This is a genomic window from Peterkaempfera podocarpi, from assembly GCF_042466665.1.
In the GTDB taxonomy this organism is placed as follows: domain Bacteria; phylum Actinomycetota; class Actinomycetes; order Streptomycetales; family Streptomycetaceae; genus Peterkaempfera; species Peterkaempfera podocarpi.
Genome location: NZ_CP162102.1, coordinates 5,666,030 through 5,685,168 on the forward strand (window position 1 = coordinate 5,666,030; position 19,139 = coordinate 5,685,168).

Genomic DNA, 19,139 nt, shown 5'->3' on the forward strand with positions numbered 1-19,139 from the left:
GACAGCGGCGGGGGCGGCGGGCGACAGCGCGCGAGCCGGAGCTGCCCGAGGAGCCGGACGGGCCCGGGGGAGCGGCGTAGGGTCGGCCGGGTGACCGAGAATCCCTTCTTCAGCCCCAGCACGCTCCCGTACGAGCTGCCGCCGTTCGCCGAGATCCGCGAGGAGCACTATCTGCCGGCGTTCGAGCGGGGGATGGCCGAGCAGCTGGCCGAGATCCAGGTGATCACGGCCGACCCGGAGCCTCCGACCTTCGAGAACACCGTGGTCGCCCTGGAGCGGTCCGGTGCCCTGTTGCGGCGGGTGGAGAGCGTCTTCTTCAACCAGGCGTCCGCCGACACCAACGACACGGTGCAGGCGGTGGACGCCGAGGTCAGCCCGCGCCTCGCCGCCCACGGCGATGCGATCCACCTGGACCGCGCACTGTTCGAGCGAGTGGAGACGCTGTACCGGCAGCGGGCCGAGCTGGGACTTGACGCCCAGTCGCTGCGCCTGCTGGAGCGCTACCGCACCCGTTTCGTGCGGGCGGGGGCGCTGCTCTCCGAGACGGGCCGGGAGCGGATGCGCGACCTCAACCAGCAGCTGGCCGCCGCCGCGACGGCCTTTGAGCAGAACCTCTTCGCCGACACCGGCAACGCCGCCCTGGTCCTCGGCAGCGCCGAGGAGCTGTCCGGGATGTCACCGGACGAGATCGCCGCGGCAGCCGAGAACGGCAGGGCGCTGGGCCACGACGGCGCCTATGTGCTCAGCCTGAAGAACTTCTCCAACCAGCCCGCACTGGCCTCGCTGGACGACCGGGAGGTGCGGCGGCGGCTGCTGGAGGCGTCGCTGGGACGGGGCCTGGAGAGCAACGGCGAACTGGTGGTGCGGATGGCCCGGCTGCGCGCCGAGCGGGCCGCGCTGCTGGGGTACGACAGCCATGCGGCGTACGCGGTCGCCGACCAGACCGCCGGGTCGGCCGAGGCGGTGTCGGCGATGCTGGCGCGGCTGGTGCCGCCCGCGGTCGCCAACGCCGAGCGGGAGTCGGCGGCGCTCAGCGCGGCGATGGGCGACGGCGGGCCTGAGGCGTGGGACTGGGCGTACTGGTCGGAGAAGGTGCGCAAGGCCGAGTACGACGTCGACGCGGCGGCGATGCGGCCGTACTTCGAGCTGGACCGGGTGCTGCGGGACGGTGTCTTCTTCGCCGCGGAGCAGGTCTACGGGGTGACCTTCAGCGAGCGGCCCGACCTGGTGGGCTACCACCCCGATGTGCGGGTCTTCGAGGTCTTCGAGGCAGGCGGTGAACCGCTGGGGCTGTTCCTGGGCGACTTCTTCGCCCGCGGCTCCAAGCGCGGCGGGGCCTGGATGAACTCGCTGGTCCTCCAGTCCGACCTGGACGGCCGCCGCCCGGTGGTGGTGAACAACCTCAACATCGCCAAGCCGTCGCCCGGTGAGCCCTCGCTGCTCACCTTCGACGAGGTCACCACCATGTTCCATGAGTTCGGCCATGCGCTGCACGGGCTCTTCTCCGCGGTCCGCTACCCCTTCTTCTCGGGGACCTCGGTGCCGCGCGACTTCGTGGAGTACCCCTCCCAGGTCAACGAGATGTGGTCGGTGTGGCCGGAGGTGCTGGCCAACTACGCCCGGCACCACGAGACCGCTGAGCCCATGCCGGCGGAGCTGGTGGACCGGATGCAGCAGGCCGAGCGGTTCGGGCAGGGCTTCCGCACCGTGGAGTACCTGGCGGCGACCCTGCTGGACTGGGCCTGGCACACGCTGTCGGCCGGTGCGGACCCCGGGGACATGGCGGAGTTCGAGGCCGTGGCGCTGGCGAAGGCCGGGGTGGCCGTGCAGGCGATCCCGCCGCGCTACCGCTCGGCCTACTTCGCGCACATCTTCGCCGGGGGCTACGCCGCCGGGTACTACTCGTACATCTGGAGCGAGGTGCTGGACGCGGACACCGTGGAGTGGTTCCGCGAGAACGGCGGTATGCGGCGGGAGAACGGCGAGGTGTTCCGCCGGGAGCTGCTCTCCCGCGGCGGCAGCGTCGATCCCATGGAGGCGTTCGGCGGTTTCCGCGGCCGGGCGCCGGAGATCGGGCCGCTGCTGGAGCGGCGGGGCCTGGCCGACTGAGGACGCCGCCGTTGCCGGTGGGGATGCGCCGCTCCTAGGATCTGGCCGTCACGGCCCGTGCCGGAGTCCGGCGCGGGGGCAACCGCGGCACATCCCCGCTCCGGCACGCCGGGCTCATGCCAGCGTGGTCCCGGCAGCCCCCGGCGCACTCCCCGTCGGTGGTCTGCGTGCGTTCACAGACAAGGATCTGACGCATGCTCATATCCCGTACCCGGGCGGCGGCCACGCTGCCCGCGGCGTTCTGCGCGGCGCTGGTCGCCGCGCTCTGCCTGGTCCTCTCCGTGGGGGCCGCGCCGGCCCGCGCGGACGCCACTCCGGTCACCGATGTCAGCAGCGACTTCGAGACGGGCACCGTCCAGGACTGGGCCCCCAGGGCCTCCGAGACGGTGGCCGTCTCCACCGACGCCGCCCACCAGGGCACCCACAGCCTGGCGGTCACCGGCCGCAGCTCCAGCTGGCAGGGCCCCTCGCTGAGCCTGCTGGGCACCATGCAGCCGGGCACGTCCTACACCCTCTCGGTGTGGGTGCGGCTGGCCGCGGGCGAGTCCTCGACGCCGGTGCGGCTCTCGATCGAGCGGCAGTTCGGCGGCACCGCGAGCTATGACACGGTGGCCTCCAACGTCACCGCCACCGCCGGTGGATGGGTGCAGCTCAGCGGCACCTACACACTGGCGGCGCAGGTGGACGTCCTGAAGACGTACGTGGAGTCGGTGAGCGGCACCCCGTCGTTCCTCATCGACGACTTCGCCATGACCCATCTGCCCGGCGTCCCCGTGCAGCAGGACATCCCCTCGCTGAAGGACGTACTGGCGCCCGACTTCACGGTGGGCGCCGCGGTGACCCCGGCGGAGATCACCGGCGACCACGCCGACCTGCTGGCCAAGCACTTCGGCTCGGTCACCCCCGGCAACGCCATGAAGTGGGACGCCACCGAGCCGACCGAGGGCGCGTTCAAGTACACCGACGCCGACGCCATCGTGGACTTTGCCGCGGCCCACGGGATCGGGGTCCGCGGGCACACCCTGGTGTGGTACCAGCAGACCCCGGCCTGGGTGTTCCAGGACGCCTCCGGCACCACCATGACCGCAACCCCGGAGAACAAGGCGCTGCTGCTCTCCCGGATGGAGAACCACATCAAGGCGGTGATGGGCCACTTCAAGGGCAAGCTCTACGCCTGGGACGTGGTGAACGAGGCGATCGACGAGACCCAGTCCGACGGTCTGCGGCACAGCATGTGGTACCAGATCGCCGGGCCCGACTACATCGCGGACGCCTTCCGCACCGCACACGAGGCCGACCCCGACGCCGAACTGTGCATCAACGACTACAACACCACCGTGGCCGCCAAGCGGCAGGCGCTCTACAACCTGGTGAGCAGCCTGCGGCAGCAGGGCGTACCGGTGGACTGCGTCGGGCACCAGATGCACGGCAACATCGACTGGCCCTCCGCCTCGGACACCGCGGCCACCATCGAGCAGTTCGCCGGGCTGGGGGTCGACCAGCAGATCACCGAGATGGACGTCAGCGTCTACACCGACAACACCTCCTCGTACTCCACCATCCCGGCCGCCGCGCTGACCAAGCAGGCGGCCGAGTACAAGGCGCTGTTCGACGTCTACCGCAGCCACCGGGACGACATCAGCTCCGTGACGGTGTGGGGCCTGGCCGACGACAACACCTGGCTGGACTCCTTCCCGATCAACCGGCTGGACGCCCCGCTCTTCTTCGACCGGCAGCTCCAGGCCAAGGCCGCGTACTGGTCGGTGGTGGGCGACGGCTCCTCCACCACCCCGCCGCCCACGGACACCCAGGCCCCCTCGGTGCCCACCGGGCTGGCGGTGTCGGCGACGACGGCCTCCGGTGCCACGCTGACCTGGGCGGCGTCCACCGACGACACCGGGGTGACGGGCTATGACGTCTACCGCGGCGCCACCAAGGTCGGGACCGCATCCGGCACCTCCTACACCGACTCCGGGCTCGCCGCAGGCACGGCGTACAGCTGGACCGTCCGGGCCCGGGACGCGGCCGGCAATGTCTCCGCGGACTCCGCCGCGGTGACCGCCACCACCGCCGCCGCCGGGAGCGGCGGCAGCGGTTGCACCGCCGTCTACCACCTGGACAGCGACTGGGGCAGCGGCTTCAACGCCTCGGTGACGGTCAGCAACACGGGCACCGCGGCCACCAAGTCCTGGCAGGTCACCTGGACCTGGGCGGGCAACCAGAAGATCACCAACGCCTGGAACGCCACCGCGACCCAGAGCGGGGCGTCCGTCACCGCGGTGTCCATGAGCTACAACGGCACCGTGCCGGCCGGCCAGAGCACCAGCTTCGGCTTCCAGGGGAGCAACAGCGGCCCCAACGGCGCGCCGACGCTCAGCTGCACCGCGGGCTGACCCCGGCGCCGCCCGTCGACGCGGGCGCGGACCGGCCCGACCCCTGAAGCCCTGACCCTTGAGGGTCCCGACCCCTTAAGCCCCGACACCTGGGGGTCCCGACCCCTTAAGCCCTGACCCCTGAAGCCCCGGACGTGTGCCTGCGCGTCCGGGGCCTCTGCCTGCCCGGCTTTGGCGGAGAGTTCATGGAAACACGTGCACTCACTGGACACATGTCTAGTAAGTAGGCCAGAGGCTGGCTACGCTGACGCATCCGGCTATGCCCAGGTCCGCCCCTCGCGGACCGCGCCCGGCTGCACCCACCCTCCCGTCCCTAGGAACAGCCCGATGCATGCCATGCCCCACCCCGGGGGACGACCGCCAGGCCCGGTCGCCCGCCAGCCCTTCCCGCCGCCACCACCCGCGGCACCCTCGCTCGACCGGCTCCGCCGCAACACCCTCCGCCTCGACCGCGGACTCATCGTCACCAACGCGGTCTCTACGGCACGCTGGTGCTGCTGGCCGGCGCCGCTCCCGGCCTGCTCGCCACCGAAGTGATCGGCCGGATCAACCTCGGCCTGCTGCTCTGCGGAACCCTCGGCGTCCTGGCGTTCCTCACGGCCGCCCGCTACGACCGCCGCTCCGCCCGCGACTGCGACCCCGACGCGGACCGCATCCGCGACTTCCACGAGGCGGAACCGCCGGTGCCCCCGCAGCCGCTCCAGAACCGGCTCCACCGGCGGGGCAACCGGTGAGCCCCGTCCTCCAGGCCGCAGGCGCCGCAGACTCCCTCTTCGGCCAGGGCACCCAGACCTCGGTGCTGATCGCCTTCCTGGTCTTCGTCGGTGCGGCCCTGCTGCTCTGCGTCTTCGCCGGACCCGACCGCGACGAGGTCGCCGACTTCTACACCGCCAACCGCAGCCTGACACCGCTGCAGAACGGCCTCGCCCTCTCCGGCGACTACATCTCGGCCGCCACCATGCTGGGCACCACCGGCATCGTCGCGCTCTCGGGCTTCGACGGCATCATGCTGGACGTCAGCACCGCCCTCGCCCTCGGCACCCTGCTGGTGCTCGCCCGCCCGCTGCGCAACGCCGGCCGCTACACCCTCGGCGACATCTTCGCGCTGCGCGCCCCCGGGAGCGCCCCCAGGATCGCGGCCGCCGTCGCCACCCTCGCGGTCTCACTGCCCTTCCTGGTGGTCCAGCTCTCCGGTGCAGGCGCCGCCACCGCCATGCTGCTCGGCCTCACCAGTGACGGAGCCCAGCAGACCTGCATCGCGCTGATCGGCACCCTGATGGTCTTCTACACCGTCCTCGGCGGGATGCGGGGCACCAGCCTGATGCAGATCGTCAAGGTGGTCCTCACCATCGGCACCTTCGCCACCATGACCGTCTATGTCCTCTCCCAGTTCCACTGGAGCCCCGACGAGCTGCTCTCCGCCGCCGCCCGGGGCAGCGGACACCCCGACACCTATCTGCGCTCCGTGTCGCAGCTGGGCGTCACCGCCAGCGGCCCGCTGAACATCATCGGACTGCATGTCACCGTGGTGCTCGGCGCCGCCTGCATGCCGCACATGATCATGCGCATCAACGCCGCCCCCGACGGCGCCACCGCCCGCCGCTCCACCCGCTACGCCCTCAGCATGGTCGGCATCTACAGCGTCGCGCTGGCGGTGCTGGGCATGGGGGCCGCGGCGCTGGTCGGCGCCAAGGTGATCTCCGCGGTCAACCCCAACGGCCAGGCGGCGCTGCTGCTGCTCGCGGGCAGCCTCGCCGGCGGCCCCACCACCACCGCGGGCAGTGCCCTGTTCACCGCCGTCGCCTGCACGGTCTTTGTCACGGTCCTCGCCGTGGTCGCAGGCATCACCCTCGCCGCGGCCGCCGCCCTGGCCCACGATGTGCACGCCTACGCCATCCGCCGCGGCCGCCTCACCCAGGTCCGCGAGGTCCGGGCGGTCCGCTGGGCGGTGCTGCTCTTCGGCGTCGTCGGCATCCTGGTCTCGGTGGCAGCCCAGGGCTACAACGTGCAGTTCCTGTCCATGCTGGCGGTGACGGTGGCGGCCTCGGCCGTGCTGCCCGCCCTGATCCACAGCCTCTTCTGGCGCGGCTACAACCGCACCGGGCTGCTCTGGTCGGTGTACGGGGGCGCGATACTCGCGATCGGCCTGCAACTGGTCTCGCCCACCGTCTCCGGGGGACCCGGGACACTCTTCCCGGACCTGGACTTCGCCTGGTCCCCGCTGCAGAGCGCCGGCATCATCTCCGTCCCGGCCGGATTCCTGCTCGGCTGGGCGGGCAGCCGGTACGGCCGCCGCACGGCGGCGGCAGGCGCGGGGGCCCACGGATCGGCGGCCGACGGCTCGGCCGTCGACCACGACGAGGTGGAGCTGAAGGTGCTCACCGGCGTCGGCAGCGACTGAGCGGTACGCCCGTCAGGCCCTGGGCGAGGACCCCTCCTCGCCCAGGGCCGCCCACCAGGTCGCCGTCATCTCGTCCAGCAGCAGCCCGCGATCCGGCAGCCAGGACTTCTGCACCACGGTGTCCATCGCCACCTGGTGGAACTGGAGCAGCAGCAACTGCAGCCGCACCCGCGCCCGCGACGGGTCCTCACAGCGGTTCAGATACCCGGACAGCAGCTCCACCAGCCGCTCCACCGAGGCCATCCGGCGCTGCGCCACCGAGCCCTCCACAGCCGTCGCCTCATTGAGCGCCGCCAGCAGCCGCGCATGCGACTCGTACCAGAGCAGCGAATCGTGCAGCCAGCGACGCAGCCGGGCCTGCGAGCGCACAGCCTGCGGCAGTGTGGTGTACAGGCCGCGGTCCGACGGCGTCACCAGGTCCAGCAGCTCCGCGGCCGCCTCGGCCTTCGAGCGGAAGTGCAGATAGAAGGTGGCCCTGCTGGTCCCGGCGCGCCGCACGATCTCGTCCACGGTCGCCGCCGCGTAGTCCGCCTCCTCCAGCACCTCGCGCACCGCTGTCAGCAGTCGCTTCCGCGTCAGCTCCCGGTACTCGCTGCGCAGTGAGCCGGCCCGTCCGGCGGCTCGGGGCGAGGAATCCGCCGCGGCTGAAGGAGTCATCCCCTCACCCTATCCCGGTCCCGACGGGCTCCGCGGACGCGCCGGAAGCGCCGGCGGCGGGCCGCCGGCCCTGGCTGCCGAGGCTACGGTGGGGAACGGACCGCTCGGCACGACCCGACGGCGGCCGAGCCCGTCCGCACCGCCCCGGAGGACCGCACGCCATGCCCGAAGGAACCGCAGCGCCCGTGATCACCTGCAGCGAGCCCGGTTCGTTCAGCCGCGGCGTCTTCACCGAACGGCATCCCCAGCTCATCGAGCAGCTGCACAAGGCCTTGCCCTACGGCCCCGAGCAGCACCGGGCCCTCGACACGCTGCTGAGCGAGAGCATCCACGGTGTGATCCAGCCCCTCGCCGAAGCCGCGCACGACCGGGACCAGTGGGACATCTGGGGGCAGGACCACTACGGAACCCCCTGGCTGGAAGCGCCCTTCCTGTGGGCCGAGAGCTACTTCTACCGCCGGATCCTCCAAGCCGTCGGATACTTCCCCCAGGGCCCCTGGCAGGGCATCGACCCCTTCCGCCCCCTCAAGTCGGCGGAACTCGGCACCCCGGAGACCGGCGAGGAGCTCTCGGCACTCGACCTCCTGGCCACCAGGCCCGCCGACGAGCAGGCCCGAGCGCTGCTCCAGGGCTCACTCTGGGGCAACCGCGCCGACCTCGGTTTCCGGATGACCTCCGCAGCCACCGGTGACGCCGGCGACTCCTCGCTGATCGCGGACGACAGCGGACTGCTGTGGTCGCTGCTCCCCGCCGGCGGCGACGCCGACCTCTGCCTGGTCGCAGACAACGCCGGACGGGAGCTCCTCGCCGATCTCGCACTGGTCGACCACCTGCTCCGCCACCGCCACGCCCGGCGGGTGGTCCTCCAGCTCAAGCCCTACCCGTACTACGTCTCCGACGCCACCACCGCCGACCTCATCGACTGCCTGCACCATCTGCTGCGGTCCCAGGGGGCAGCCGCCGGGATCGGAGAGCGCCTGTGGACGGCCATGGGTGAGGGGCGCCTCACCGTGCGGACGCACCCGTTCAGCTGCGCACCGCTGCCGTACTCCGACATGCCGGACGACCTCCGGCAGGAGTTCGCCCGCGCCACCCTGACCGTGATGAAGGGCGACCTCAACTACCGGCGGCTGGTCGGCGACCGGATGTGGCCGCCGACCACACCCTTCGCTGACCGCACCGCCTACCTCCCCGGCCCGGTGGCCGCACTGCGCACCCTGAAGTCCGATGTGATCGTCGGCCTCGACCAGCACACCGAGACCGCACTGCACACCGCACACGGGCAGCGCTGGCGGACCAGCGGCACCCACGCCCTGATCCAGGTCCGCCGCTGACGACGCCCTGCTCAGCCCATCCGGTGGGGCATGACCAGGAGATGCTCCAGCCTCACGGGCTCGCGCAGGGGAGCCGTTCCGCGATCAGGACTCTGCGGGTCCAGGCCTGTTGGTGCGAGGACCGAGGGCACCGGCCTTCCACCGCCCGTCTGCCGAAGCCTCGTTCCGGACCGGCCTCGGGCTCGGGTGCGGCATGATGACCGGGTGGAGTTTGAGCCGTACCGGGGTGAGCTGCTGGCGTTCTGCTACCGGATGCTGGGGTCGTTCCACGAGGCCGAGGACCTGGTGCAGGAGACCCTGCTGCGCGCCTGGAAGGCCCGCGACCGCCACGACCCGGCGCGGGCGTCGGTGCGCACCTGGCTGTACCGGATCGCGACCAATGCCTGCCTGACCGCGTTGGAGGGCCGCGGGCGGCGGCCCCTGCCGTCCGGGCTGGGGACACCGAGCGATGATCCGGAGGCACCGCTCACCCCGGCGCTCGACATCCCCTGGCTCGGGCCCTTTCCCGACGCACGGTTCGACGTGGAGGTGCGGGCCGACGTGCGGCTCGCATGGGTGGCCGCCACACAGCTTCTGCCGGCGCGACAGCGTGCCGTACTCGTACTGCGCGAGGTGCTGGAGTTCTCCGCCGCCGAGGTCGCCGGGCAGTTGGGGACCACGGTTTCAGCGGTCAACAGCGCACTGCAACGCGCCCGCGCCACCCTCGCAGGCGCGCGCGACGCCGACGGGTTCTGCGAGCCGGGCGATCCCGAGGTGCGCGCGGTGATCCAGAAGTATGTGCGGGCCTTCGAGGCAGCCGACGTACCGGCGCTGATGCGGCTGCTGGCCGACGATGCGGTCCTGGAGATGCCGCCGGTTCCGCTGTGGTACCGGGGGAGCCGGGCATACGGCCTGTTCATCGACCGCGTGTTCCGGATGCGCGGACCGGGCTGGCGTATGCGGGAGCTCACCGCCAACGGGGAGCCCGCGCTCGCCGCGTACGCGCCGGAGCCCGGCGGCGGTCACCGGCTGCACAGCCTGCAGGTCTTCACCGTCATCGGTGGCCGGGTCACGCACAACGTCGTGTTCACCGACCCGCGCGTCCTCGACGCCTTCGACCTGCCGCACGAGCTCCCCGTCGACGGGTTCCGCCGGGAGCGATGAGCGGGGCCGGTGCTCACCAGGACATACCGGTGGGCACCGAACCGAAGGGAATCGCATCGTGAGCCGGGATCGCCTGCCGCACGCCGATCTTGGAACCCGAACCTGTCCGCAAGGCTGCACCGTGCTGCCGGCGGACCCGGCCGACGTGCGGGTTTGCCGCAGGTGCTCGGTCCGTCCTGTGGTCCCTGCGGGCAATGCGCTGGCCGTCCTGGTGGACGAGTGCTTGGGTGATCTGCATGGTGTTCCAGGAGGAGCTGATCGAGCGGGTCCGCAGTGCATGCCTGGCCGACGACGGGCTGGACTCTGCGCTGATGTACGGCTCGTTCGCAGCCGGCGAGGCCGACGAACACAGTGACATCGAATTCTGGTTGTTCTTCACGCCGCAGCGCTCTGCCGAGATCGACCCCTATTCATGGTGCTCGGACATCGCGCCGCTCACCTATGGACTGCCCAACGAGTTCGGCTCGTACGTGGCCTTCTTTCCGGGGCTTGTACGCGGTGAATTCCATTTCGCCACGTCGGACGAGATCGGTGATGTGGCCGACTGGCCCGCACGTGGCGCGGCAGTCGAGCGGATGGTGGTGGTCGACCGGCGAGGAGCACTGGAGTCGGTGCTGCGTGACGTGCCCGAGCGTTACCTGCCGCCGGTGGACGATCCCGACGAGGCCATCGCGGCGTACTGCGACCGGTTTGCCAATTGGCTGGTGCTGGCATTCCACCTGGCGTCGCGCGGCGAGGACCTGCGCGCCTGGGACGCCCTCGGGCATGTCCAGCGGCACCTGGTGTGGATGGCCCGTCTGGCGGAGCGGTCCACAGCACACTGGCTGACCCCGTCACGAGGGGCCGAGCGCGAGTTGTCGCCGACGACCGTGGCCCAGCTGCGCGCCTCCACGGGTGCGGCGGCACCCGAGGCGCTGTTCGGGGCACTGCGCGGTGCGCTTCGGCTGGGAACCCACCTGTGGCAGGTCCTGGCCGAGCGTGCCAACCGGTCGATTCCGACCGCATTGTTCGACGAGCTCGGAACTGCCCTCGACAAGCGCGCCGCCGCGGCAGGACAGAAGGCCAACAGGGCTCGATGACCGATTGCTTGAGATGTGGAGCATTTCGTTGAAAGCCCCGGTCTGTCACGTCCCATTGCTCTCGTCTGACCGGTGGACATTGTGGAGAGTCTCAGAGTTCCGTGGCTGCGCGAACCTACGCCTCAACGCCCGTTGCCGGCACTCGTACATCTGCAGCCGTCGCCTGACCACCGGTGACCTGAGTCGGAGATTCTGTGTTGGACATGAGTCGCCCAGGTCACGAGCTGTGAAAATACCCCGGAACCGATGGCGGATTCTTGGGGCGCTTGCTCTTCTGAGTCGAGGTGCCTCCGGCAGGACTCGAACCTGCGACCAAGTGCTTGGAAGAGGTTCGGACGCTTTGCGGACAGCACTGACGGGACCTGCACAGAGACTCGGACTGTGGGCGAGAAAGTCGTGCCGTCAGCGTGTTTTCGCCGTACGACCCTTGATGCCTCTGGGGTGCTTGGGCGGGTTGGATTAACGGACCGTGGGCCCTGGAGGCTGACGGTACGCCGCTGACCAAGGCGGGGCTCTCGGGGCATGAAGCCCAGCTCGGGCCAGACCGGTCGTGGCTCGCCCGCGAGTCCGCGATCGCCTAGCTGGACGCCGGGCCTGCGGAGATGCTCAGTCGGTCGTGATGCCAGTCGGACGTCATCGTCCAACGCCGCTGTGGGGAGTGCATCGCCCGAACATTCGGAATCTCGCCTCGTGCGCTCCCGAGCAGCACGTCGACCATGCCCATCTCGAACCGGTAGGTAGTTACGGGCCCGCGCGCCCACATCACTACCGGCCACTGGTCGGGATCGCCATCCGAAGTGAGCCAGAAGTACAGGTCGCCCTGCTCGTTCTCGCCCCAGATCAGCAGGCCTCCAGGTTCCGGGAACATTCGGTACGTGGGCTTGGTGCCGTCTTCGTCGTCGAGCTCGGAGCCGAAGAGGTCGTCCATTTCCGAGGCATGCCACTCGATGTAGCCCTTGAAGCCGGTCTCGCGTCCTCCGGGGAGTGGACGGACGGTCGGTGCGCGCACGTGGCAGGCCAATGAATCAGGAGTGCCGAACTCACCCGCGCCGTAGAGGTCGACGAAGGCCCGGTAGTCCGACGGAAAGTCCAAGCCGATCTCTGCCCGGGACCGCTCCCAGGGAGGGGAGGCCACCGGCACAGCAGGGGGCGGAAACAGTTTCGCAAGCTGGCTCAGGGCGTCCGGCATGCTGCCCTCCGTGATGGGTCTCTCTCGGTCAGCGAGGATGAGGCGACAGCGTACAAGGCCCCAGAAGGGCGAGATCGCCAGCCCAGGGCCGGTTGTCCCCAGGGCCGGACATCACGGCTTCAAGCTCAGTAGAAGGTGTGGGCACCGGCCTGGGCTGAGGTTCCCCGGAGCGAAGTGGATCACGTGGATGACGCCCGAAGTTCGGCCGCGTCCGGGCTCGTTGCCGTCAGTGCTGCCGTCGCTGCCGTCGAGGCGACGCCTGCTTGGTGAATTCGAGCCCGACTCCGAGCAACCTGCCAGAACACTGAACGGTGCCTGCTGTCAGCCACCCTGAGGGCTGGTCCGATGTGTGGGCGTCTGTCGACGTTGATGTCAACGATCGATGTCACGACGACAAGCTCTTGCGGCCGCTGTGCCCTCCACTTGAAGCACGATGCCGAGCAGGACGAGCCCAGGGCCTACAGCCGGGTCTCCTTCGCGGATATCTGCCTGTGGCTTCGCCGTCTTCCGGCCGTGAAGCCAGACACCGTGGCCGTCAGCCCAAGCATGCCGATGAGAAGGGCCGGCAGCATGGCAGCCTCGCCGTAGCGCACCAAGAAGTAGCCCCACAAACCCACTTGAGGACCGAGCACCACGACCAAGCCAACTGCGGATCTCCGCACGTCATCCCCCTCGGCATCGAGCATGACAGCACCGCGCCCCCAACGCGAGACTGCCCGCCGTCTCGGGACCCGCCAGAGGCGGAGCCGACAGTGGTAGACGGCGGCGCCATTGCTGGAGTCCATGCCGCGAATGCGCGCCGCATCGATTCGGGCCGGACTTCTCACGGCCTGGCATCGAGGATCCAGGCCCGGAGCGGGAAGCCAAGACGAGCAAGCGGGCGCGGTGAGCTGGTGCCGCGCCGAGTATTGACCCTGAGTTCCGACCGGAGTTGGATCTTGGCTGACCGTTCGGGTGCCCGGACAGGAAGAAGCCAAGACGATGGTTGAGGACGTCCGCGACGGGCTGATACGAGTGGTGCACGTCGAGCAGATGTTCGCGCTGCTTATGGCTACGGGAGGGTTGCTGTCCCTAGGAGTGCTACTGGCTCTGGGGAGTACGCCTCACCAGGGTGAGGCGCTGGCGGTGGGAACGGTCGCGGTCACTTTGGCGTGCCTGGTCATGCTGCCGCTGTGTTTCTGTCTCCCGGGCCGGCTGCGTCGCAAGTACGAGCATGCCGTGCCGGTCGACAGGGCCGCCGAGCTGATCGAGGGGCAGGAGGCGACACGGCGGCTCTCACTTCGGCGCCTGGCGGGTTTGATGGGACTGTCGGCCTGCTGGATGCTGCTCGTGGGCCTGGTCTCCCATGAGGTGATGCCGCCGGTGATGCTGATCGTGCTGGCCGTGGGCTCGTGGGGCCGCTCCTGGGCGACCGCGGGCTGGGAGCTGGAGAACCGGGTCACGCTGTGGCAGGACGTGCCCGGGCTGCTCGGGTCGCGAGGTCGAGGTCCGGTGTTCCGCGCGCCGTTGGGGCCCGTCCTGGAGTAACTGAGGAAGTGGTGTACCTGGGACTCGGCAACCGGGGGCGCGAGTTGACGATCAATTGACTGATCTCAGAAGCCATCCGTAAACCGTGCGTGATGTATGAGTTTCCGCTGGTGAGGCATGGTTTGGGTGTTCGTGCGGCAGGGTTTTCGGTGTCGGGTTGTCGTGGTCGGGAACGGAGTGTGTGATGCCGTCGCCGCTGGGGTTGCTGGAGGAGCGTAGGGAGTCCGCCCGGGCGCGGGTCGAGGGTCTGGAAACTCGGATGGCGCTTCTTGAGAAGGAGTTGGAGGAGGCCCGGGTGGTGCTGGAGCGGAGGGTCGTGGCGGTGGAGGAGTTGACGGCGGCGTTGGCTCCTGCCGAGGAGCCGGCGTCCGCCGGGGCGGCCGCGGCCGCGACTGTGCAACGGGTGCCGCCGAAGGGGGCGGTGGTCCCGCGGTGGTGTGAGGGCCTGGACCCGGCGGCGGCGCTGGCGTCGGACTACCGGCGGCTGGTGGAGGCGGTCGAGACGGCTGCTGCGGGTGGCGGCGGGTTGAGCGCGCGGGAGGTGGCCGAGGCGATGGAACCGGGCCGGAAGGTTGACATCCTCCTGCAGGAGAACCTGCGGACGAAGGCGAAGAGGCTGGTGGAGCGTGGATGGCTGGCGGTCGACGGCTCTGGGTGCCGGTTCATGCCGCGGCGGCCGTTGCCCGAGCCTGGGCCCATCCCGGCGTCGGGATCGGTGTCGGCGGGGTGAGGCGTGCGGCGCGTCGGCGGGCGAGGCGCCTGCTCATGACCATGGTCATGGACCACAGGATCATCGCTTCGGCGCTGTCGGGGCGGGTCTCGTGGTCGCGTGCGAGGCGACGTGAGCGCATCAGCCAGGCGAACGTCCTCTCCACGACCCAGCGGCGGGGGACGACGCGGAAGCCGGACAGGTCGTCGGTGCGCTTGACGATCTCGACGGCCAGGCCGAACCTCTCCTTGGCCCAGGTGGCGAGGCCGCCGGTGTAACCACTGTCGCCCCAGAGCCTGCGCAGGCGGCGGCACGTGGTCATGAGCGCGGGGAGCATGCCGGCGGCGGTGGCGCGGTCGCCCGCGTCGGCCGGGGTGACCAGCACCGCCAGGACGAGGCCGATCGTGTCGACGACCAGGTGCCGCTTCCTCCCGTTGATCTTCTTGCCGCCGTCGTAGCCGCGGCTTGAACTCCTCACGTTGGCAGCGGCCTTGACCGACTGCGAGTCGATGACCGCGGCGGTCGGCTCCGCGTTGCGGCCCTCTGCCTCGCGGACCGCGCCGCGCAGCCGGTCGTGGAACTCGGCCAGCAGGCCGGTGTCGCGCCAGCGGGTGAAGAAGGCGTGGACCCGCTTGAACGGTGGGTAGTCCGCGGGCAGTGCGGCCCATTTCACGCCGTTGTCCACCACGTACCGGACGGCGTCGAGTATCTGGCGGTGGCAGTAGCCCTCCGGCCGCCCGCCGCGGCCGTCCATCCACGCCGGCGTTGGCAGCAGGTCCCGTACTGCCGCCCATTGTGCGTCGGTCAGATCGCTCGGGTAGCGCCGAACACGTTCCCCGCCGTCGCGCGCGTTCCCGAACCGGTGTGCCAGGCAGTCACACTCCCGTGGAGCCCGGTTGCCCTCGACCCTGGCGGCGGCGTAGAAATGCGGCAATAGGGCCTCCATGCGACTTTTGGGTCTCGACAACCTCCAAGTTGCGCAGGGGCCCTGTCTTCATGCCATGGCCAAGACGGGATCACCCGAACCGGGAACCAAGGGCGAACACACGTCCAACCCCCAAGCCTCGGTCACGGTTTGCGGATCGCTTCGCATGCCGGGTCCCGCCGATTCCTGGGCGGCTGTCACGCACAACGCGTGCTGATGCGTTCCGCAGGCCTCGCCTTGCTCCGTGGTAGTCCCGCGCGTGGCGGCACAGGGGTTTGGCCGCTAGCCGGCCTGGTTTGGGGTCGGGCGCCCTTACCGCCTGCACATCGGGGCCGACTTCCATGCCTGCCTGCATCTGCCTGATTGGGCCCGGTCCTCCCCCGGTTCGGGTCCCGGACCGGGGGAGGACACGCCTACGGCTCGTCAAGGAGTGCGGTCGCCGACTCCTTCCGGCAGCTTGCTTCTTGCCCTGGATCTGGTGAGCCAGGCACGCCACCTGCGGTGTCTCGGCGCGTCTGACTTCTGACCTGCAATGGCGTGAGCGTTGTTGTCCGTCGGCGTTGGTCAGCCTTGGCTCGCCTCGCACGGTCCAGGGACGGCCCGAGCGGTTACGACTGATCCGGGGGGCGGCGGAAGAACTCCCGATAGATGTTGTACAGGGACATCAACACCATGCAGGCGCCCGCAAGCGGCCACAGCAGAGACGCGCCATGACCGTGCTCCTTGATACCGGAGATCAAGAGCCCTATGGAGATGAAGAGGGACACAACGGTCGTGCCTCTGTCGAGTGGTCCACCATCTCTGAACGGGTTCTGCATTGATTGTCCCCTCCCCGGTTGGAGCGGAACTGTACCGCGAGGGCGGTGGAGGCTCGCGGTCAAACGGGCTGGGAGCCGTGGGCCGACAGACTGGCCTCTTCCTTATCGGTGATGCCGAAGGCGTCGCCGGTGGCTCTTTCGCGGTCTCCCGCCTGGGCCCCGACTCCCCATGACGTGTGCCTTCGTCCGCCGCTGTGCGGGGGCGTTGCTGTCAATCGCTGCTGTCACGCCGGCACCAGGCTCTCTCCTGAGCCGGCGGCGGAACGCGTTGACCTTTCGCGTTCGCCACCGATCCACCGAGGGGCCGGCGGTTACGTCGAAGAACAGATCGGCTACCGGCCGTATCAGCAGTTCCCAGATCAGGTCTCCCACGCGCTCCCCAAGGAGGTTCCGCCCCGTGACTTCGCACCCCATCCCGCGGGCCTCGTCGTCCCGAGGCAACCTGTGCAGTCGTGCGACCTGCACCTGAACCGCCTGCGACTTGCGATAACAGTCCATGGGAGTCCGTGGTTGTCCGCCGAAGTCCGCAGCCAGTGGACCGACTCCGGGGAGATCCACGACCGGCGAGCCCTCAAGGGAAGGGCCGACAGCGAGACGCGTGCCGTTCCTGATGCACCCTGTGCTGGTGGCGATTCTGCGTGACCGCATCGCACGGGAGAAGCTGGAGCCCAATGACCTGCTCTTCAAGGGAGAGAAAGGCGGAGTGCTCTCCGGGGTGGTCGTCCGCCGGGCATGGGGCAGGGCACGGGAAGCTGTGCACGCGCCCGAGGAGTGTGCGTCACCGCTCGGGCGGCGGGTCTACGACTGCCGGCACACCTGCCTGACGGGATGGCTCAACGCGGGAGTGCCGCCGGCGCAGGTGGCGGAGTGGGCGGTGAACAGTGTGCCGGTCCTGCTGGCCACCTACGCCCGTGTGATCTCCGGCCAGGCCGCGGACATCCAGAGGCGCATCGAGAGCCTGGTGGACGTCAGCAGCTACTACCCGGCGGGATGACCGGGGCCGGAGTACTTCTCCGCGTATTCTCCGCGGCCACCCGCAACTTCTCGGTGTCAGCCGGACGCCGCCGGACCCGGCTCCGGCCGTGACACGGTAGGCGCCGGGCAGCCCGAGCCGCCCGGTGCTGCGGATGCCACCTTGCCTGAACTGCGAAAACGCCCCGGAACCGATCGCGGGTCCGGGGCGTCTGATCCTCTGAGCAGAGGTGCCCCCGGCAGGACTCGAACCTGCGACCAAGTGCTTAGAAGGCACCTGCTCTATCCGCTGAGCTACGGGGGCCGGACAGGCCCGGACGGGGCTGCCGTGAGCGGCGCAGGTGCGGCGCGCGGAAGCGACGGCTGGCCTCGAGCACGGCGCGGGGTGCGCGTGGCCTGCCGTTGTCCTGTCGGGGACAGGATAAGGGTGTCCGGGTTTTCTCCCTTGCGTTCCACCGTTGCGCCGTCGCGGCGGCGCTGGAGGAGCGGTCCGATAATCGCAGGTGACGCCCGAGAGTGCAGCGGTATTGCCCGGCGTCCGGCGGGACGTTGTCCACTCGTTACGGCCCTGCCGCCTCACCCGTTATGGACCCGGTGGGTATCGGGAGGAGGTGTCCTTTTCGTCCGACCGGATGATCTGCCCAGGTGGGGCGGGGTCACCCGGGTGGCGGATTGGGAGCAACCGTAAATTGTCATGAACGCAGCCGAATCGTCAAGCGGTTGATTCTTGGCGTCTTCGACAGGGTGAATCTGGTTTTCCACATGCCGGGGTTGTCCACAGGATTGCGGTGGTGACTGGCAGGGGTGTCCGTGGCGGGGCAGTCTCGCAGCAACGTAACCAACTGCGGGGGAGTGCCTGTGAACGAGACCCTGGTGACCATCGTCGGCAACGCGGCGACCGACGTACGCTACTCCACCACCTCGGCGGGTGTGCCGCTGGCCAGCTTCCGGCTGGCGTCCACCGAGCGGCGCTACGACCGGCAGCAGGGTGCCTGGGTGGACGGCGAGACCAGCTTTGTAACCGTGTGGGCCTGGCGGTGGATGGCCGAGAACGTGGTGAGTTCGGTGAGCAAGGGCGACCCGCTGGTGGTGACCGGCCGGTTGAGGGTGCGGGATCGGGAGGTGGACGGGAAGCGGAGCATCACGGTCGACGTCGATGCCTGGGCGCTCGGTCATGATCTGGCGCGGGGCACTTCGGCCTTTCGGCGGGCTGTGCGGGCGCGGCCGGAGCTGGTGGAGCAGCAGCCTGCCTGGGGGCGGGGGGAGCCGCAGGTGGCGGTGGGTGTGCCGGCCCCGGTCTGAGGCGGGCTCTGAGCGTGTGCGGCGGGGTGTCGATCCCGGTCCGAGGTCGGCCATGGACGTGTGCGGTGGGTGTGCCGGCCCCGGTCTGAGGCGGGCTCTGAGCGTGTGCGGCGGGGTGTCGATCCCGGTCCGAGGTCGGCCATGGACGTGTGCGGTGGGTGTGCCGGCCCCGGTCTGAGGCGGGCTCTGAGCGTGTGCGGCGGGGTGCCGGTCCCGGGCCGAGGTCGGCCATGGGCGTGTGACGGGGCGGCGGTCCCGGCCTGAGGGCGGCCACTGAGTGTGTGGAGAAGTAGTGAAGGAGCGGCGTTCAATACATGATGCTCCGTCTACTTCCTGTCTGTATTGAGGATTTATCGACAGCTCTGTAGACGCTCGGGCGGTTTGATAACGATGCGGACACGGGACTGTCCTGGTTTCGCACGGGGGTTTGAGCAGCCTCAACGATCAATAGGATGCATCGGGTCAGGTCGAGCTGCGCGCGGGGGGCGTGGCGTGTCGGCGGTGCGTCAGGTTGCGCGGCCGCCCCGGAGGAGACATCTATGTTCCGTGTTCGCGGGCGGGTCATACCCCGCGTGTCAACT

The 19,139-nt window shown here is 69.9% G+C and carries 14 protein-coding genes and 1 tRNA gene; 11 read left to right on the forward strand and 4 right to left on the reverse strand.

Going from position 1 to position 19,139, the window contains the following annotated elements; genetic code table 11:
* Positions 1-90: 90 nt before the first annotated feature.
* From AB0761_RS24935 to AB0761_RS24950, 4 genes are all read left to right on the forward strand, one after another.
* Positions 91-2,109 (forward strand): M3 family metallopeptidase, encoded by a 2,019-nt coding sequence (locus tag AB0761_RS24935; RefSeq protein ID WP_377271387.1) that lies wholly within the window; start codon positions 91-93, stop codon positions 2,107-2,109.
* A 194-nt stretch (positions 2,110-2,303) separates the two neighbouring features.
* Positions 2,304-4,502 (forward strand): endo-1,4-beta-xylanase, encoded by a 2,199-nt coding sequence (locus AB0761_RS24940; RefSeq protein WP_377271388.1) that lies wholly within the window; start codon positions 2,304-2,306, stop codon positions 4,500-4,502.
* A gap of 488 nt (positions 4,503-4,990) precedes the next feature.
* Positions 4,991-5,236, forward strand: a complete 246-nt coding sequence (locus tag AB0761_RS24945) for a DUF485 domain-containing protein (protein ID WP_377274310.1) — start codon at positions 4,991-4,993, stop codon at positions 5,234-5,236.
* Positions 5,233-6,903 (forward strand): cation acetate symporter, encoded by a 1,671-nt coding sequence (locus tag AB0761_RS24950; protein ID WP_377271389.1) that lies wholly within the window; start codon positions 5,233-5,235, stop codon positions 6,901-6,903. The genes AB0761_RS24945 and AB0761_RS24950 overlap by 4 nt, the downstream gene beginning before the upstream one ends.
* Before the next feature lie 12 nt (positions 6,904-6,915).
* Here AB0761_RS24950 and AB0761_RS24955 read toward each other — a convergent pair whose 3' ends face one another.
* Entirely contained in the window at positions 6,916-7,560 is a 645-nt protein-coding gene (locus AB0761_RS24955) for a TetR/AcrR family transcriptional regulator (RefSeq protein ID WP_377271390.1), read from the reverse strand.
* A gap of 161 nt (positions 7,561-7,721) precedes the next feature.
* On the opposite strand from AB0761_RS24955, the gene AB0761_RS24960 reads away from it, so the two are divergent.
* The 3 genes from AB0761_RS24960 (at position 7,722) to AB0761_RS24970 (ending at position 11,116) form a co-directional block, all read left to right on the forward strand.
* On the forward strand, positions 7,722-8,894 hold the full coding sequence (locus AB0761_RS24960) for a damage-control phosphatase ARMT1 family protein (RefSeq protein WP_377271391.1): 1,173 nt from the start codon (positions 7,722-7,724) through the stop codon (positions 8,892-8,894).
* Between the two features lie 30 nt (positions 8,895-8,924).
* Positions 8,925-10,037 (forward strand): sigma-70 family RNA polymerase sigma factor, encoded by a 1,113-nt coding sequence (locus tag AB0761_RS24965; RefSeq protein ID WP_377271392.1) that lies wholly within the window; start codon positions 8,925-8,927, stop codon positions 10,035-10,037.
* Between the two features lie 236 nt (positions 10,038-10,273).
* Positions 10,274-11,116, forward strand: coding sequence for a hypothetical protein (locus tag AB0761_RS24970; protein WP_377271393.1), 843 nt, complete (start codon positions 10,274-10,276; stop codon positions 11,114-11,116).
* A gap of 577 nt (positions 11,117-11,693) precedes the next feature.
* Here the strand turns inward: AB0761_RS24970 and AB0761_RS24975 are convergent.
* On the reverse strand, positions 11,694-12,305 hold the full coding sequence (locus AB0761_RS24975) for an SMI1/KNR4 family protein (RefSeq protein ID WP_377271394.1): 612 nt from the start codon (positions 12,303-12,305) through the stop codon (positions 11,694-11,696).
* 981 nt (positions 12,306-13,286) lie between these two features.
* Between AB0761_RS24975 and AB0761_RS24980 the strand changes: the two genes are divergently transcribed.
* Complete coding sequence (locus AB0761_RS24980) at positions 13,287-13,832, forward strand: hypothetical protein (RefSeq protein ID WP_377271395.1); 546 nt, start codon at positions 13,287-13,289, stop codon at positions 13,830-13,832.
* A gap of 184 nt (positions 13,833-14,016) precedes the next feature.
* Positions 14,017-14,562, forward strand: a complete 546-nt coding sequence (locus AB0761_RS24985) for a hypothetical protein (RefSeq protein WP_377267561.1) — start codon at positions 14,017-14,019, stop codon at positions 14,560-14,562.
* Here the strand turns inward: AB0761_RS24985 and AB0761_RS24990 are convergent.
* A complete protein-coding gene (locus tag AB0761_RS24990; protein WP_377271396.1) occupies positions 14,495-15,487 on the reverse strand; it encodes an IS5 family transposase in 993 nt (330 codons plus the stop codon). The two genes, AB0761_RS24985 and AB0761_RS24990, sit on opposite strands and share 68 nt — an antisense overlap.
* Before the next feature lie 1,422 nt (positions 15,488-16,909).
* On the opposite strand from AB0761_RS24990, the gene AB0761_RS24995 reads away from it, so the two are divergent.
* Complete coding sequence (locus tag AB0761_RS24995) at positions 16,910-17,278, forward strand: hypothetical protein (protein WP_377271397.1); 369 nt, start codon at positions 16,910-16,912, stop codon at positions 17,276-17,278.
* 209 nt (positions 17,279-17,487) lie between these two features.
* Here AB0761_RS24995 and AB0761_RS25000 read toward each other — a convergent pair.
* Positions 17,488-17,560 (reverse strand) — tRNA-Arg (locus AB0761_RS25000).
* Between the two features lie 554 nt (positions 17,561-18,114).
* Here AB0761_RS25000 and AB0761_RS25005 point away from each other — a divergent pair.
* The gene (locus tag AB0761_RS25005; RefSeq protein WP_377271398.1) at positions 18,115-18,558 is read left to right on the forward strand and encodes a single-stranded DNA-binding protein; all 444 of its coding nucleotides are present in this window, start codon (positions 18,115-18,117) and stop codon (positions 18,556-18,558) included.
* Positions 18,559-19,139 lie beyond the last annotated feature (581 nt).

Excerpts from the sequence above, each read along its gene's own strand:
- AB0761_RS24970 (WP_377271393.1), top strand. The coding sequence starts at position 10,274 with ATGGTGTTCCAGGAGGAGCTGATCGAGCGGGTCCGCAGTGCATGCCTG.
- AB0761_RS24975 (WP_377271394.1), bottom strand. The coding sequence starts at position 12,305 with ATGCCGGACGCCCTGAGCCAGCTTGCGAAACTGTTTCCGCCCCCTGCT.
- AB0761_RS24940 (WP_377271388.1), top strand. The coding sequence starts at position 2,304 with ATGCTCATATCCCGTACCCGGGCGGCGGCCACGCTGCCCGCGGCGTTC.
- AB0761_RS24985 (WP_377267561.1), top strand. The coding sequence starts at position 14,017 with ATGCCGTCGCCGCTGGGGTTGCTGGAGGAGCGTAGGGAGTCCGCCCGG.
- AB0761_RS24960 (WP_377271391.1), top strand. The coding sequence starts at position 7,722 with ATGCCCGAAGGAACCGCAGCGCCCGTGATCACCTGCAGCGAGCCCGGT.
- AB0761_RS24980 (WP_377271395.1), top strand. The coding sequence starts at position 13,287 with ATGGTTGAGGACGTCCGCGACGGGCTGATACGAGTGGTGCACGTCGAG.
- AB0761_RS24990 (WP_377271396.1), bottom strand. The coding sequence starts at position 15,487 with ATGGAGGCCCTATTGCCGCATTTCTACGCCGCCGCCAGGGTCGAGGGC.
- AB0761_RS24955 (WP_377271390.1), bottom strand. The coding sequence starts at position 7,560 with ATGACTCCTTCAGCCGCGGCGGATTCCTCGCCCCGAGCCGCCGGACGG.
- AB0761_RS24965 (WP_377271392.1), top strand. The coding sequence starts at position 8,925 with ATGACCAGGAGATGCTCCAGCCTCACGGGCTCGCGCAGGGGAGCCGTT.